Source organism: Ruegeria sp. BHSB056 (assembly GCF_059613305.1).
Genome location: NZ_JBXWSG010000038.1, coordinates 19,827 through 33,470, shown reverse-complemented (window position 1 = coordinate 33,470; position 13,644 = coordinate 19,827). Strand labels below are relative to the sequence as shown.

General features: G+C 58.8%; 14 protein-coding genes. 4 read left to right on the top strand and 10 right to left on the bottom strand.

Annotated elements, in window-relative coordinates; translation table 11 throughout:
- Nucleotides 1-164 precede the first annotated feature (164 nt).
- Complete coding sequence (locus AC2FND_RS11245) at nucleotides 165-527, top strand: cupin domain-containing protein (protein ID WP_209508240.1); 363 nt, start codon at nucleotides 165-167, stop codon at nucleotides 525-527.
- A 32-nt stretch (nucleotides 528-559) separates the two neighbouring features.
- On the opposite strand, the gene AC2FND_RS11240 is transcribed toward AC2FND_RS11245, so the two are convergent.
- From AC2FND_RS11240 to AC2FND_RS11215, 6 genes are all read right to left on the bottom strand, one after another.
- The gene (locus AC2FND_RS11240) at nucleotides 560-1,492 is read right to left on the bottom strand and encodes a hypothetical protein (RefSeq protein ID WP_496769762.1); all 933 of its coding nucleotides are present in this window, start codon (nucleotides 1,490-1,492) and stop codon (nucleotides 560-562) included.
- A 7-nt stretch (nucleotides 1,493-1,499) separates the two neighbouring features.
- On the bottom strand, nucleotides 1,500-2,813 hold the full coding sequence (locus AC2FND_RS11235; RefSeq protein ID WP_480560740.1) for a TRAP transporter large permease: 1,314 nt from the start codon (nucleotides 2,811-2,813) through the stop codon (nucleotides 1,500-1,502).
- 4 nt (nucleotides 2,814-2,817) lie between these two features.
- The gene (locus AC2FND_RS11230) at nucleotides 2,818-3,351 is read right to left on the bottom strand and encodes a TRAP transporter small permease (RefSeq protein WP_480901057.1); all 534 of its coding nucleotides are present in this window, start codon (nucleotides 3,349-3,351) and stop codon (nucleotides 2,818-2,820) included.
- Nucleotides 3,352-3,421: 70 nt separating this feature from the next.
- Nucleotides 3,422-4,399, bottom strand: a complete 978-nt coding sequence (locus AC2FND_RS11225; RefSeq protein ID WP_209508231.1) for a TRAP transporter substrate-binding protein — start codon at nucleotides 4,397-4,399, stop codon at nucleotides 3,422-3,424.
- A 54-nt stretch (nucleotides 4,400-4,453) separates the two neighbouring features.
- Nucleotides 4,454-5,704 carry an NAD(P)/FAD-dependent oxidoreductase gene (locus tag AC2FND_RS11220; RefSeq protein WP_496769759.1) on the bottom strand — a complete coding sequence of 417 codons (1,251 nt, stop codon included), beginning with the start codon at nucleotides 5,702-5,704 and terminating at the stop codon, nucleotides 4,454-4,456.
- A complete protein-coding gene (locus tag AC2FND_RS11215; protein WP_496769757.1) occupies nucleotides 5,701-6,834 on the bottom strand; it encodes an enolase C-terminal domain-like protein in 1,134 nt (377 codons plus the stop codon). Before AC2FND_RS11215 ends, AC2FND_RS11220 begins: the two co-directional genes overlap by 4 nt.
- A 97-nt stretch (nucleotides 6,835-6,931) precedes the next feature.
- Between AC2FND_RS11215 and AC2FND_RS11210 the strand changes: the two genes are divergently transcribed.
- Nucleotides 6,932-7,852, top strand: coding sequence for a LysR family transcriptional regulator (locus tag AC2FND_RS11210; RefSeq protein WP_209599438.1), 921 nt, complete (start codon nucleotides 6,932-6,934; stop codon nucleotides 7,850-7,852).
- On the opposite strand, the gene AC2FND_RS11205 is transcribed toward AC2FND_RS11210, so the two are convergent.
- Complete coding sequence (locus AC2FND_RS11205) at nucleotides 7,813-9,507, bottom strand: thiamine pyrophosphate-binding protein (protein WP_496769755.1); 1,695 nt, start codon at nucleotides 9,505-9,507, stop codon at nucleotides 7,813-7,815. The two genes, AC2FND_RS11210 and AC2FND_RS11205, sit on opposite strands and share 40 nt — an antisense overlap.
- 111 nt (nucleotides 9,508-9,618) lie before the next feature.
- On the opposite strand from AC2FND_RS11205, the gene AC2FND_RS11200 reads away from it, so the two are divergent.
- Nucleotides 9,619-10,323: a GntR family transcriptional regulator gene (locus AC2FND_RS11200; protein ID WP_496769753.1), complete on the top strand. Its 705-nt coding sequence runs from the start codon at nucleotides 9,619-9,621 to the stop codon at nucleotides 10,321-10,323.
- Complete coding sequence (locus AC2FND_RS11195; RefSeq protein ID WP_496769751.1) at nucleotides 10,320-11,030, top strand: aspartate/glutamate racemase family protein; 711 nt, start codon at nucleotides 10,320-10,322, stop codon at nucleotides 11,028-11,030. The genes AC2FND_RS11200 and AC2FND_RS11195 overlap by 4 nt, the downstream gene beginning before the upstream one ends.
- Nucleotides 11,031-11,070: 40 nt before the next feature.
- Here AC2FND_RS11195 and AC2FND_RS11190 read toward each other — a convergent pair whose 3' ends face one another.
- The 3 genes from AC2FND_RS11190 to AC2FND_RS11180 are packed head-to-tail and all read right to left on the bottom strand — an operon-like array spanning nucleotide 11,071 to nucleotide 13,552.
- Nucleotides 11,071-11,706: a nucleoside/nucleotide kinase family protein gene (locus tag AC2FND_RS11190; RefSeq protein ID WP_496769750.1), complete on the bottom strand. Its 636-nt coding sequence runs from the start codon at nucleotides 11,704-11,706 to the stop codon at nucleotides 11,071-11,073.
- Nucleotides 11,703-12,479, bottom strand: coding sequence for an ATP-binding cassette domain-containing protein (locus tag AC2FND_RS11185; RefSeq protein WP_209508215.1), 777 nt, complete (start codon nucleotides 12,477-12,479; stop codon nucleotides 11,703-11,705). The genes AC2FND_RS11190 and AC2FND_RS11185 overlap by 4 nt, the downstream gene beginning before the upstream one ends.
- Nucleotides 12,479-13,552 (bottom strand): ABC transporter permease, encoded by a 1,074-nt coding sequence (locus AC2FND_RS11180; RefSeq protein ID WP_209508213.1) that lies wholly within the window; start codon nucleotides 13,550-13,552, stop codon nucleotides 12,479-12,481. The genes AC2FND_RS11185 and AC2FND_RS11180 overlap by 1 nt, the downstream gene beginning before the upstream one ends.
- Nucleotides 13,553-13,644: the final 92 nt, after the last annotated feature.

Genomic DNA, 13,644 nt, shown 5'->3' with positions numbered 1-13,644 from the left:
GACCCTGACACCCGTCGAGCTGTTGCGGCAAAACGCTCCGGCCACCCGTCCCATAATCGCCCTCAGCGAAGGCAACGACCCCCGCATCACAAAAGGGGCCCTCAACGCGCAACAGGAGGGTCGTGCCGTTTTGAAATACACGCTCAGCAGGAGGGTATGAAGTCATGACACCTCAGGTTCTCGATCTCTTCGGTGCGCCCGCAACACGCAGCGAACGGCGTCTGGCCGATCTTCCGGACCGCGTTGTCGACGGCGACCCGTATCACCAGATCGGGATGCATTTTACCAGTCCGGATGGCAAGTTGTCGGCGGGCACATGGACCTCGACACCCGGAAAATGGCATGCGTTCACGGACAAGGACGAATATTGCTATATTGTCAAAGGCCATTGCGCTTTGATCCATGAAGACGGCACCCGGCAAGATTTTCGTGACGGGGCAAGTTTTCTGATCCCGAATGGGTTTCGCGGCTATTGGGAAGTCATCGAGGAAACGACGAAGCACTTTGTGATCCGGGATTGCACGTAAGACCCACAAGGTGCTCCGAAGCGCAGATGCCGTTACGCGGTAAGGTCGTCCTTGCTGTAAAGGCGCCGCATGATCATGGGCGTCAGGTACATCGGGATTTGATAGGCGCCGATGAAGGCCATGATCGGGGCGGTGACATCGGTTGGCAGGGCGACAAAGAATATGGCGATATTCCGGTTTCCCGCGATAATCGATATCGCGGTCGATTTGTCTGCGGGCAGCCGGTTTCGGCTCAGGTGAAATGCAACGGCTTGTGCCCCGAAATTGACCAGACAGGCGAGCGCGATCCAGAAGGCTGCAATGGCGGGATTGTTCAGGGCCGTGGCACTGACCGAAGGCATCAGCCCGATGACAAACACAGCCAAGGTAAGTGCCGCCAAGCCTTCCAAATTCAGTAGCGTCGCGGGTGAGGGTGTGCGCAGAACTGTGCGCCGGGTGATAATGGCAGCCCCGGTTGCAAGTACGATGGTCAGCAGCAATTGCAACCCGGCCTGCAAGACAGATTGAATATCCCCCAGTTCGGGCATGAGCAGAAATACGGGTAACGCGGTCAGCGGCAACAGGGCCGTACCCACAACCATCAGACGCATCGCGTGTTCAGGCGGATGGCCCATCATTAGGCACATATTGGGACTGCCTGAAATGGACGGGGCCGCCGCCATAATCAGCAGGGACAAAAGGACAGGCGTTCCGGTCCATCCGCCCGCAAACCCTATGGCCAGCACGATCAGCGGCATGACGAATTGAAACCCGATGACCGTGAGTGCGACCTTTTGCAGATCGCTCAGCGACCCGAGAATGGTTTCAGGGTTCATCCTGAGAACCGTGACGAACAGCAACAACACGACCAGTGGCGGCAGCAGGTTTCGCATCGGCTCGGCCAGGGACGGCAGCAGAAGGCCAGCCGCCAGCCCGGCGATCAGTACATGAGGGCCATGGCGCGCCGCCAGATGAAGCGGGTTCAAGACCGTTCTACCCGCCCGGGCTTTGGCGCAGATTTTCCGGCAGCCAGGTCGCCAGATCCGGGAACCAGATGAGGATGAAAACCATCAATACCATGATCAGGAACATCGGGATCGCTGCACGCGCGATGTAGCTCATCTCGTGGTTTGTCATGCCTTGCATCACGAACAGGTTGAACCCGATCGGCGGTGTGATCTGTGCCATCTCGACAACAACCACGATGAAGATGCCGAACCAGATCAGGTCGATCCCGGCGTCACGGATCATCGGTTCAACCACGGCCATGGTGAGCACGACCGAGGATATCCCGTCCAGAAAGCATCCCAGAATGATGTAGAAAACCAGCAACACCATCAGCAGCTCGAACCGAGTCAGGTCCCATCCTGCGATCAGGTCGGCCAGTCCGCGCGGCAGGCCGGTGAACCCCATCGACAGCGACAAAAAGGCCGCCCCCGCAAGGATCAGGGCGATCATAGCACTGGTGCGCGTGGCCCCCATCAGGCTTTCGGTAAAGGTCTTCCAGGTCAGCGACCCCTGACCGGCGGCCAGCAAAAGCCCCCCGATCACGCCGAAAGCGGCGGCTTCGGTCGCGGTGGCATAGCCTAGATACATCGACCCGATGACAACGGTGATCAGCAGAATCACAGGCAGCAGAAAGCGTGAGTTTTTGACTTTCTCGGAAAAGCTCAGCTTGCTTTCGTCGTTCGGGTTCCAGTCTTTTCCCAGCTTGGAATACAGCGCGACATAGCCCATGAACATCGCCGCAAGAACAAGACCGGGGAGGATACCGGCAAAGAACAGCTTGGTGATCGATTCATTGATCGTCACCCCGTACACGATCAGGGTCAGCGAGGGCGGGATCATCAGCCCCAACGTCGCGGCACCGGTCAACGTGCCGATGATCATCCGTTCGGGGTAATTGCGTTTGCGCAACTCGGGGATCGACATCTTTCCGACGGTCGTCAGGGTTGCCGCAGACGACCCCGAGACAGCTGCAAAGACAGTGCATCCAACGATATTCGTATGCACCAGACCACCGGGCAGGGGGGCCATCCAGGGCGACAGCCCCTTGAACATGTCCTCGGATAATCGCGTTCGGTACAGGATCTCGCCCATCCAGATGAACATCGGCAGGGCGGTCAGGGTCCACGAGGACGATGCCGACCAGATGGTCGTGATCATGACGTCGCCCACGGGGCGTGTCGTGAACAGCTCCATCCCGACCCACGCAACACCCATCAGGGCCAGTCCGACCCACACACCGGTGCCCAACAGGGTAAAAAGCACAAAGAGGAAGAGGATGATAACAGACAGATTTTCCATGCGCTTACTCCCCGTGGCTCTGATCGGCCAGATCGCGGACGATCCGATGTTCACCGCGGAAAAGGACATGGATCAGGTGATCCGTCAGGGCGATGGCAAGGATCACGGCACCGATCAGCATCGCGGATTGAGGGATCCAAAGGGCGGTTCTATCCTGCCCCTGGCTGACATCGTTGAACTTCCAGCTCCAGTAGACAAAGCGATAGGCATACCAACAGAAATACCACATAACAGCCGTGCCAATAGCAAAGCACCAGACTTCAAGAATGCGCCGCACCCCTTCCGGCACCGCGTTCAGCAGGATCGATACACGGATGTGACTGCCCCGGTTCAGTGCGTTGGCAAACGCCAGAAAAGAGGCGGCAGCCATCGCATAACCGGCATAGTCCGGTGCGCCGGGAAACACTTCGCCGGTCCAGCGGGCCAGCATCTGCACCACGATCAGCAGCAATATGGCAATCAGGCTGAGCGCCGCCAGAACCCCTGCCGCCAGATAAATGAAATCCAATACGGACCGAAGCCCTCGCAAAACCGCCATGCCGTCCCCGCTGTGTTCTGATTGGATATGAAACGGGCGCCAGGATATGCTGCCGCCCGCTCCGAAAGGATTACTGCGACGAATTGAAGGCGTCGACGATGGCCTTGCCTTCGTCCCCAGCGGCCTCCAGCCACTCATTGGTCATGGTCACGCCAATCTCTTTCAATTCCTGCACCATCTGATCCGATGCCGGGCCGACGGTCATGCCGCCATCCCGCAGGCCTTGCAACGTAAAGCCGGTGTATTCCTTGGCGCGCCAGTTCCCGGCATATTCCGCCAGTTCCGCACAGCCTTTGATGACGTTCTTGTTGGCATCGGATACACCAGACCAGACGTCGGAATTGACCATCACGTAGTTGCGCGGCAGCCAGGCGTCGACCTCGTAGAAATAGTTCAGGCTTTCCCAAACCTTGCGGTCATATCCGGTCGAACCCGACGATATCATTGAATCCGCGACCCCGGTTGCAAAAGCCTGGCTGATTTCAGCCGCTTCGATGGTGACCGGCAGCATCCCGGTCAACTCGGCCAGCCGCGAAGTGGCGTTGTTGTACGAGCGGAATTTTATGCCTTTCATCTCAGCGACCGAGTTCACCTCGTTTTTGAAATACAGACCCTGCGGCGGCCACGGCACTGCATAAAGCAGGGTCAGGTTTTGTTCCTCCAGCACCCGTTCGATCGAAGGTTTGGCCGCTTCCCAAAGCTTGGCACTGTCGTCGAATGAAGTTGCTAGAAACGGGATTGAATCAAACCCGAACAATGCGTTTTCGTTCTGATGCCCGGACAACAACCGCTCACCGATCGGGGCTTGCCCGGTCTGGATCGCGCGTTTGATGTCGGCGCCCTTGAACAGCGAGCCGGACGGGTGCGTGACGATTTCAATCTCACCACCAGTGCCGGTGGTGACGCATTTAGCAAATTCCGCGCCCGTGGCCGAGTGGAAGTTTGACGCCGAATAGGCCATCGGCATGTCCCATTTCTCGGCCATGGCGGGTGCAGCGGCGGTGGCAGTCAGCGCAGTCGCCGCCAGAAGGTTTGTCAGTTTCTTCATCATTCTTCTCCCAGTTGAATTTGGAAACACCGGCGTTTTTCACCGGTTTGTTTGTTATTGTGCGTATCGCGACGGCGCGTAGACGCTCATGTCGACATTTGGCGTTCTGCCCGCAATCATTTGCGCCAGAAGGCGCCCGGTTTTTGGCCCGCCTGTCAGGCCGATATGGTGATGCCCAAAGCCCATATAGGCCCCTTTGATACCGGGCACATCGCCAATGACCGGGATCGAGTCAGCCGGGGCGGGCCTGTGCCCCATCCATTCCACTTCCTCCTTCCATGTCACGCCCGGGAACGCCACCCGGGCATTTTTGCGCATCAACTCGAATGGTGCGCGCGAGGGCGGCGCATCCAGCCCTCCGAACTCGACAATGCCCGCCAGGCGAATGCGCCCATCCATCGGTGTCGCAACGAACTTGCCCGAAACAACCATAACCGGGCTGCGCGGCATCGCGGAAGGCTCTACCAATTCAAGATGATAACCACGTTCGCTTTCAAGAGGAACAGAAACTCCCAAGCGCTTTGCCAAGGGGCCGGACCAGATCCCGGCCGTCACGACGGCTGCGTCACAAGCAATGGTCTCTCCACCGGCCCGAACACCTGTGACATGCCCGTTTTCCCGAACCACGTCTTCGACGTTTGCACGTATGAAACGACCTCCGTTCGCCTCAACATGCGCGGCAAGGTCTTTCACGTACCGGCCGGGGTCGGTGATGTGGCCATGATCCGAAAGCCGGGCGGCAAACCCAATGCCCTGACTGTAAACCGGGTCGTATTCATGGAAGGCATGGCCTTCCAATTCGTCCCACTGAAACCCGTTCCTGCGCCGGATGTCCCAACCAAAGGCATCTTCCTCAAAATGTGCGCGATCTCTGTAAAGAAACAGGTAATCTGACGGAACCAGCCACTTTTCCGCCCCTGTTCCGGCCGCCAGCGCCTTGTGATCATTCAGGCTATCGCCAACGATGGATGTCAGTGCTGCGGCGATCCTCTCGACATCGGCGGCGTTTGTATGTCTGAGGTATTTCCAGAGCCACGGCAGAAGCTTTGGCAAATACCCCCATTTCAGGAACAACGGTTGCGAGGGGCTCAGCAGCATCTTCGGTGCTTTGCCCAACAATCCGGGGACTGTTACCGGAACGATCGAACACGAGGCCAAAACCCCGCCATTCCCGTGCGAGGTACCTTCGGCAGGGCCTGCCTTGTCGATCAGGATCACATTGTGACCATCCCGCTGCAACCAGACCGCAGTCGACACGCCGACAATTCCGGCCCCTATGATGGCTATGGTTTTCTTGTCCGTCATTCTGTCACCACCTTGGCAACCGCATAATGATCCAGTTTGGTCAGGTCAGGTCTGCCGCCAAGTCCGGGGCCCTGAGGCACACAAACCTGACCGTCCCTGACCTGGAAAGGTTCCTCCAGAATATCCTCTTTCAGGAAATAGGACGCCTGATAGAATTCGCAGCCCAGAGAGATTTCCGGTGTCGCGGCAATCATGTGCGTGCCTGCCAAATGGGCCAGTCCAGCCTCGAACATATCGCCACCATAGGCCGACAGGCCATGGGCCGCAGCGATGCGCGCAACCGTCTGCCCGCGGGTCAGGCCGCCTGACTTCATGATCTTCACCGAAACCCCGTCGCAGATCCCTTCGTGGGCTGCGCGCTCCATGTCTTCGGGGCCAAAGACGCTTTCGTCGGCCAGTAGCGGAACATCCGTCATCTGCCGCAGCTTTGCCATCATGCCATACTGATGGGCGCGCACAGGTTGTTCAATGAAGTCCGGTTTGAACTGAGCGACGTCCCGCACCTGCGATGGCGCGTCATCAATGCTGAGCCCTTGATTATAGTCCACGCGGACCGAGAACTCCGGGTAGTTCTGGGCAAGATACTCCAGCCGCATGATGTCAAAGGCGTGATCCTTGAACCCGGTCTTGAGTTTGACAATTCGAACACCATCCTCTCGCAGGCGCGCCAACAGTTCGATGTCCTGGGCAAAGTCGGGGTTTGCGATGGAACAACTCAGCGGAATGCTGTCGCGGAAGCGACCACCCAACAAGGACCAGACCGGAGCATTGCTGATCCGGCCTGCCAGATCCAACAGCGCGGTTTCCAGCGCGGCCTTGGCTTCGGTGCAATGCGCCACCGCGTAAGCCACACGTGCCATGATGGCGGCCCGATCCCCAACGCATGCCCCAAGAACGTGAGGGCGCAGATAACGGTCCAGCGCTGCAAAACTCGCTTCGGGCGTTCCGGTGAATACCGACCAGGGTGACGCCTCGCCATACCCTTGCGTGCCATCCTCGGATGTCAGGCGCAGGATGACGACTTCACAAGCGCCTTCAACCGATCCGATGCCGTGATCCCGGCGGGATGTGACCGGCAGTTCAAGGTGCCACAGGTCATAGCCGATGATTTTCTGTGCCAGATTGCTCATTTCGCCCCCAGTCGATGGGGAAAGCCTGCCTTGACCGGACTATCATTTCAAATACTATATCTTCGTAAGTTCATCAGAAAAAGTGATGTTGCAATCCATGTCCCTGCGCTTTCGTCAGCTTCAGGCCTTTCATGCCATCATGGAAACCGGAACCGTGACCGGCGCGGCCTCGGTTCTTGGGATATCGCAACCCGGCATCAGCAACCTTCTGGCACAGCTTGAACGCGAAGCGCGTCTGCCTCTGTTCGAACGGACCAAAGGCCGATTGCTGCCAACCCCTGAGGCCGAGATGCTATTTCGCGAGGTCGACACGGTGGTGCGCGGGCTGGACCACGTGGCGCAGGCCGTAACCGACTTGCAGAACAAACATCCCGGTCAATTGCAGGTTGCCGCGCCGCACCTGTTGTCTTTTGGTTTCATGCCCCGCGAGATCGCGCGTTTTGCCAAAAGCCGCCCGAACCTGTCTGTCAGCTTTCAATCGCAATATTCATCCAAGATTCAGGAATGGGTCATCTCGGGCCTGTTTGAAATCGGTATCGTCGAGATGCCAATTCTGCATGACACACTGAACTATCAGGAGTTTCAGTTTGAAACGCTCGCGACTTTTCCTGAGGGCAGCCGCTTGGCCGGGTACGACGTTCTGACACCAGAGATATTGGAAAACGAACCCTTCATCGTAATGGGTCCGGAACACCAGACCCATCGCCGGACGCGCGACATTTTTCAGGCGTCAGGCCACACATGGCGCACCCAGATACACACCCATCTGTCCGAAAACCTGCTGAGCTTTGTCAAACAGGGTATGGGGGTCGCGATGATTGACCCCTTTACTGTGACTTTCGATGGCGAGAGAGGGTATCAGACCCGCCCGTTCACGCCGCCTGTCATGCTGGATCTTGCGATCATCACGGCCAAGGGCCGCCCTCTGTCCGCGATTGCGCAGGAATTTCTGGCTCAGCTGACCCCGTCAATTGCTTCTTACGCGACCCATTCCGAAACCGGTGCGGCCGCTTCGTGAAGCGGTTGTGAATGAATGTCGACAAGTGTTGGGCCGTCATGCTCAATCGCCTGTTTCAGCACACGCGTCAGATCCTCGGGGTCTTTGACGGTCCAGGATTTGACGCCAAAGGCGGCCGCAACAGCGGCGTGGTCCGTCCGGTTGAAATCGACATTGTAATAGCGCTGACCAAATCCCGCATTCTGGCCAGCCTTGATCCATCCGAAGACCGAGTTCGAGAAAACGATCGAAGTGATTGGCATATTGTGCCGGACCATCGTTTCAAACTCGCCGCAGGTGAAGCCGAACGAGCCATCGCCCATGACCGACAGGGTTTTAACCGATGGCCGCCCGACATGCGCCCCCATGGCCGCGCCCAGCGAATACCCCAGCGCCCCATGTGCCCGGTTGGTGATGAAATGGCGCCCCGGTTTCCGCCAGCGGTAATATGCGCTGAAATAGGGGCAGGGGGTGCCGGGGTCGGCGACGACAATCGCGTCGTTATCCAGAATGTCCATCAGGGACGCCATGACAGCCTCGGGCCGGATCGGCGTCTCGCGACTTGCGGCCAGCGGGGCGAACGCGGCCATCTTGGCCTCCCAGGCGGCGCGGGCTTTGGCCGCTCCGCCTTGGCTGGTCAGGTCCTGCCGGTTTTCCAGTGCCAGCACCAAAGCCTCCAGGGCCAGACGGGCATCGGCGCAGATCGCCACTTCGGTCTGGTAATTAGCGCCGATCACCATCGGATCGCTGTCGATATGGATGATCGTGGTGCTGCGTCCGGGGCTTCGCCACCGTTCCGTTGTAACCGAACCGGCGCGGCAGCCAATGAACAAAACGACATCGGCCTGATCCACGACGGCGCGGGTTGCCGGGATGCCCCCGTTCGACCCGACAACGCCCAGGGCAAGCGGGTCGGTCTCGGCAATGGCCCCCTGACCCGACACGGTCGTGGCCACGGGCATGTCCAGCAGGCCTGCAACCCGGCGCAGCGCATCGGTCGCCCGGGACAAATCCGGCCCGCCACCACAGACCGCAACCGCGGATTTGGCCCCTGCAAGAATGGCAGCCGCTGCTTCGATGGCGTCCGGGTCAGGCGCGGCCCGTTCGGCGGGATAGCTGCGGTGCCTGTCATCCGCCCAGATTTCAGCCTCGTCAACCTGCGCCTTCTGCGTGTCAAACGGTAGCGCCAGATGCGTCGCGCCGGGCGTGCCGGTCGTCATCGCCCTGAAGGCGGCCCGAACCATGGCCGGAAGCCGCGCTGCGTCGTCAAGGGATGTGTTCCATTTGGCCAGAGGCCGGAACAGCGCAGGCTGATCCAGTTCAGTCAACGGGTATTTGCCGCGGCTGGTCGTTGCCACATCTGACGTGATCGCGAGTATCGGAACCGAGCTTTCGTTGGCCTCGACCACTCCGGGCAAGATATAGGTTGCCCCACCGCCGGACGGGCCCTCGCACACACCGGGCTTGCCGGTGACGCGGGCATAGCCATCCGCCATATAGGCCGCGTGCCGTTCATCCCGTGTCAGAATGTGTTGAATGCCGTGATCCATCCGGGCAAGGGCATCATAAAAGGGCAAAGTGGTATCGCCGCACAGGCCAAACATATGCGTCACACCATGCGCTTCGAGCATGCGCACCATGGCTTCGGCTCCGGTCAGAAAATTTGTCCCTGTCATGGTCGCGAGTCCCTTGTGTCAAATCTGTACGCAGACCTGTATACAGTTTTGTATATTGATTTCAAGCTCAGCGTGTGGCACCTGTGATTCAAGCGAAGAAGGGCAGGGGTAATGGCGGGTCCGCGCGTCGATGATATCTATGATCAGGTCAAGGCGATGGCGGTTTCGTTTCGCCTGCGCCCCGGCGACCGCCTGAACGAAGTGGCGTTGTCCAGGGATCTGGGCGTCAGCCGCACCCCGCTGCGCGAGGCGTTGAACCGTCTGGTTGCCGAACGGCTTTTCGACTTCCGCCCCGGACAAGGCTTTTTCTGCCGCCTGCTGGATGCGCAAAGCGTGTTCGACCTGTTCGAACTGCGCCAGATCATCGAAACAGCGGCGGCGCGTGCGGCCTGTGCCAAGGCATCGGACCACGACCTGCAATTGCTGCGGGACGAGCTTTACGCAACGGGCATCGACATCACCGGTCTGACTGTTGAAAAAGCAGTCAACCGGGATGAGGCGTTTCATTTGGGTATCGCGAAGCTGTCTGGAAACATGGAACTGTTGCAAACCCTGACGCGGATCAACGACCGTATCCGCTATATCCGTTGGATCTCCATGAGCCTCGACCGCGTGCAACGCTCAAAGGACGAACACAAACGCGTCATGCAGGCTTTGATGGACCGGCACGCGGATGAGGCCGCTCGGGTTCTGGGTGCACATATTTCCAAGCGCATGGATCAGGTGCAGGATGCCGTGCGTCACGGGATTTCGAACATCTACATGGAAGGGTCGGACGATATCTCGACCCGTATTATCGAGGAGGTCGAGGGATGATCGCGCAGGGCGGAAAATCCATCTACGGTGCGTCTGTCGGCATTCTGATGTTGGATGCCCGGTTTCCCCGCATTCCCGGCGATATGGGCAACGCGCAGACCTGGCCCTTTCCGGTTCACTATCGCATTGTGCGCGATGCCTCGCCGGATCGGGTGGTCCGGCGCAAAGCCGAAGGCATGCTCGACATGTTCATCGATGCGGCGCAGGAGCTTGTCAAAGATGGTGTGGACGGGATTACCACCAATTGCGGGTTTCTGTCGCTGTTCCAAAAAGAACTGGCCCAGGCTGTTCCTGTTCCGGTGGCCACATCGTCCCTGATGCAGGTTGAAATGGTCAACCGCATCCTGCCAGCGGGAAAACGCGCCGGGGTTCTGACCATATCAGCCTCTACTTTGACCCAAGGCCATTTACTGGCCGCCAATGTTCCATTGGACACGCCTATCGGCACAACCGAAGGCGGGGCGGAGTTCACCCGCGCGATCCTTGGAAATGAGCTGGGCCTTGATATGGAAAAGGCCCGCAAGGACAATGTCGAAGCCGCCATGGCCCTGACATCGGAACACACCGATCTTGGCGCGATCGTGCTGGAATGCACGAATATGTGCCCCTACGCGCCCGATATTCAGCGCGCCACAGGGCTGCCCGTGTTTTCTATCGTGTCTTTCGTGAAGTGGTTTCAGGCCGGTCTTGTTCCGCCCACCTACTAGACAGGTGACACGGGCGCTCTGACAGACCCGCCCTAATCCGTCACAGGTTCAGGTTGCCTTGTACTGAGTTCCGGATCACCCGCTCGGCATTCGGAATGTCGTTTGAAAGCGCCCGCTCTCTTGCGGCCTGTTTGTCCAGCCCAAACCCAACCCAACGGTCGGTGAGCCGGGTTTCCAGTGTTGCCAGATCGACGCCCAGAAACACCTTGAGCGCCCATAAGGGATGAAGGCCCACCCAGCCCGATTCATCCAGCAAAAGGTAATTGCCTTCAACCAGAACGACCCGCTGGTCAGGCAAGATCATTGATCGGGCAGCGATTGCCAGATCAAGCTTCCGGTCGAAGCCCGGAATTGCAACTTCATCTTCGGTGCGCAAACGCACAAGCAAGGCACGAAACCCGGCAAGATCGAAGGTTTCCGGCGCGCCCTTGCGGGGGAAAAGCCCACGTTCTTTCAGGATCGCGTTGTCAAAGTGAAAACCGTCCATTGGCACAAGCCCGGCTGACACGCCGCGCCGGTTTAGCTTGGCCGTGGCAAGGCTGGCAACGGTGCTTTTCCCGGATCCAGGTGGCCCGGCAATCGCGACAAGTTGCCGGTGTCGGGCCGCCGGCAGCGCCTCAACGGCGTCGACGATACGGTCGGCCAGAACGTCAGGGGCTGTACCGCCACCGGTCATGCAGCCTGATCCTCGGGCGGTGCTTCCTTGGCCCCGGTCATGAATGCCACGGCGTCGGACATCGAATAGTCCTTGGGGTCAATCACACACAGGCGTTTTCCCAACCTGTGCACGTGAATTCGGTCTGCGACTTCGAAAACATGAGGCATGTTGTGGCTGATCAGGATGATCGGAATGCCACGCGATTTCACATCCTGGATCAGTTCAAGGACCCTGCGGCTTTCCTTCACGCCCAGTGCCGCCGTCGGTTCGTCCAGAATGATGACCTTGGACCCGAACGCCGCCGCGCGTGCCACGGCGACCCCCTGACGTTGTCCACCCGACAGGGTTTCGACCGCCTGATTGATATTTTGGATCGTCATCAGACCCAGTTCGCTCAGCTTTTCGCGGGCGAACTTTTCCATCGCCGGACGGTCCAGCATTCGAAGCCATGATCCCAATGGCCCCTTTCGCCGAATTTCCCGCCCCATGAACATGTTGTCCGCAATCGACAGGGCAGGGGACATGGCAAGCGTCTGGTACACGGTTTCAATACCGGCTTCACGCGCGTCGATCGGGGAATGGAAATTCACCTTCTGACCTTCCAGCCAGACCTCGCCTTCGTCCGGCGCCACCGCGCCCGACACTGCTTTGATCAGCGTCGATTTGCCCGCGCCATTGTCGCCGATCACGGCCAGAATCTCACCCGGCATCAGGTCAAAATCGCAGTGATCCAGCGCAGTCACCTTGCCATAGCGTTTCACAAGGTTCCGTCCTTTGAGAATGGGTTCCATCAGGCTGCCACCTTTCTGATCCACTGGTCGACCGCGACCGCTGCGATGATAAGGATGCCGATCAGCAGGAACGTCCATTGCGCATCCGCACCCAGCAACCGCAGCCCAAGCGTAAAGACGCCCACGATCAGGGCACCGAACAGGGACCCCAGAATAGACCCGCGGCCGCCAAACAGAGATATACCCCCGATCACGACCGCCGTGATGCTTTCGATATTGGCCAGCTGGCCCGAGGTTGGCGAAACCGACCCGATCCGGCCAATCAGGGCCCAGCCCGCGAAGGCACAGATCAGTCCGGACAGCATGTACACGGATATCAGCGTGCGGTGTACGTTGACACCGGACAGCTCTGCCGCTTCGGGGTCATCCCCGACGGCATAAACATGCCTGCCCCAGGCCGTGTGCCGCAACGCGTATGCAAGGACGAGGATCAGCGCCAGCATGAAGACCACCCCGACGGTAAACACCGCCCCGCCCACGTTAAACTTGGCACCAAACAGTTGCAGGATGGCGGCGTGTTCCTCGATCTCCTGCGACCGGATCGTTTCGTTTTGTGAATAAAGAAAATTCGCCGCAAGAACGATCTGCCACATTCCAAGGGTGACGATGAAAGGTGGCAGTTTGATGCGACTGACCAGAAACCCGTTCAGGGCCCCAATTGCCGAGCCAACAGCAAGGCCGCACACAATCGCAACCGAAGGTGGCATTCCATAGCGGAAAGTGAATTGCCCCATCACAACCGACGACATCACCATGATGGCCCCAACACTCAGGTCGATGCCTGCGGTCAGGATCACAAGGCTCTGCGCCGCGGCAACGATCCCGACGATCTGAACCTGTTGCAAGATCAATGTCAGCGCAAAGGGCGAAAAGAACTTGGGGCCCAGCAAGACACCAAAGATGACGATGGCAGCGACAAGGACAATCAGCGGGACCAGCGACGGGTTCACATGCAGAAAATGCTGAACCGTTCCGACAAATCCGCGTTGATGATCGTCAAACTCGGCGACTTGCTCCGGGCTGCCCTTTGCGGCGGTTTCGAAATCGTCAGCTTGTCGTGAAGAATCGGACATGGAACTTCCCCCAAAGCGTCAGGTGCGTGACGACTTTAGCAAGGTTTCAGGTGTATGGGTGGTTTTGATAAGTGGAAGGCCGCGTGGCGGCC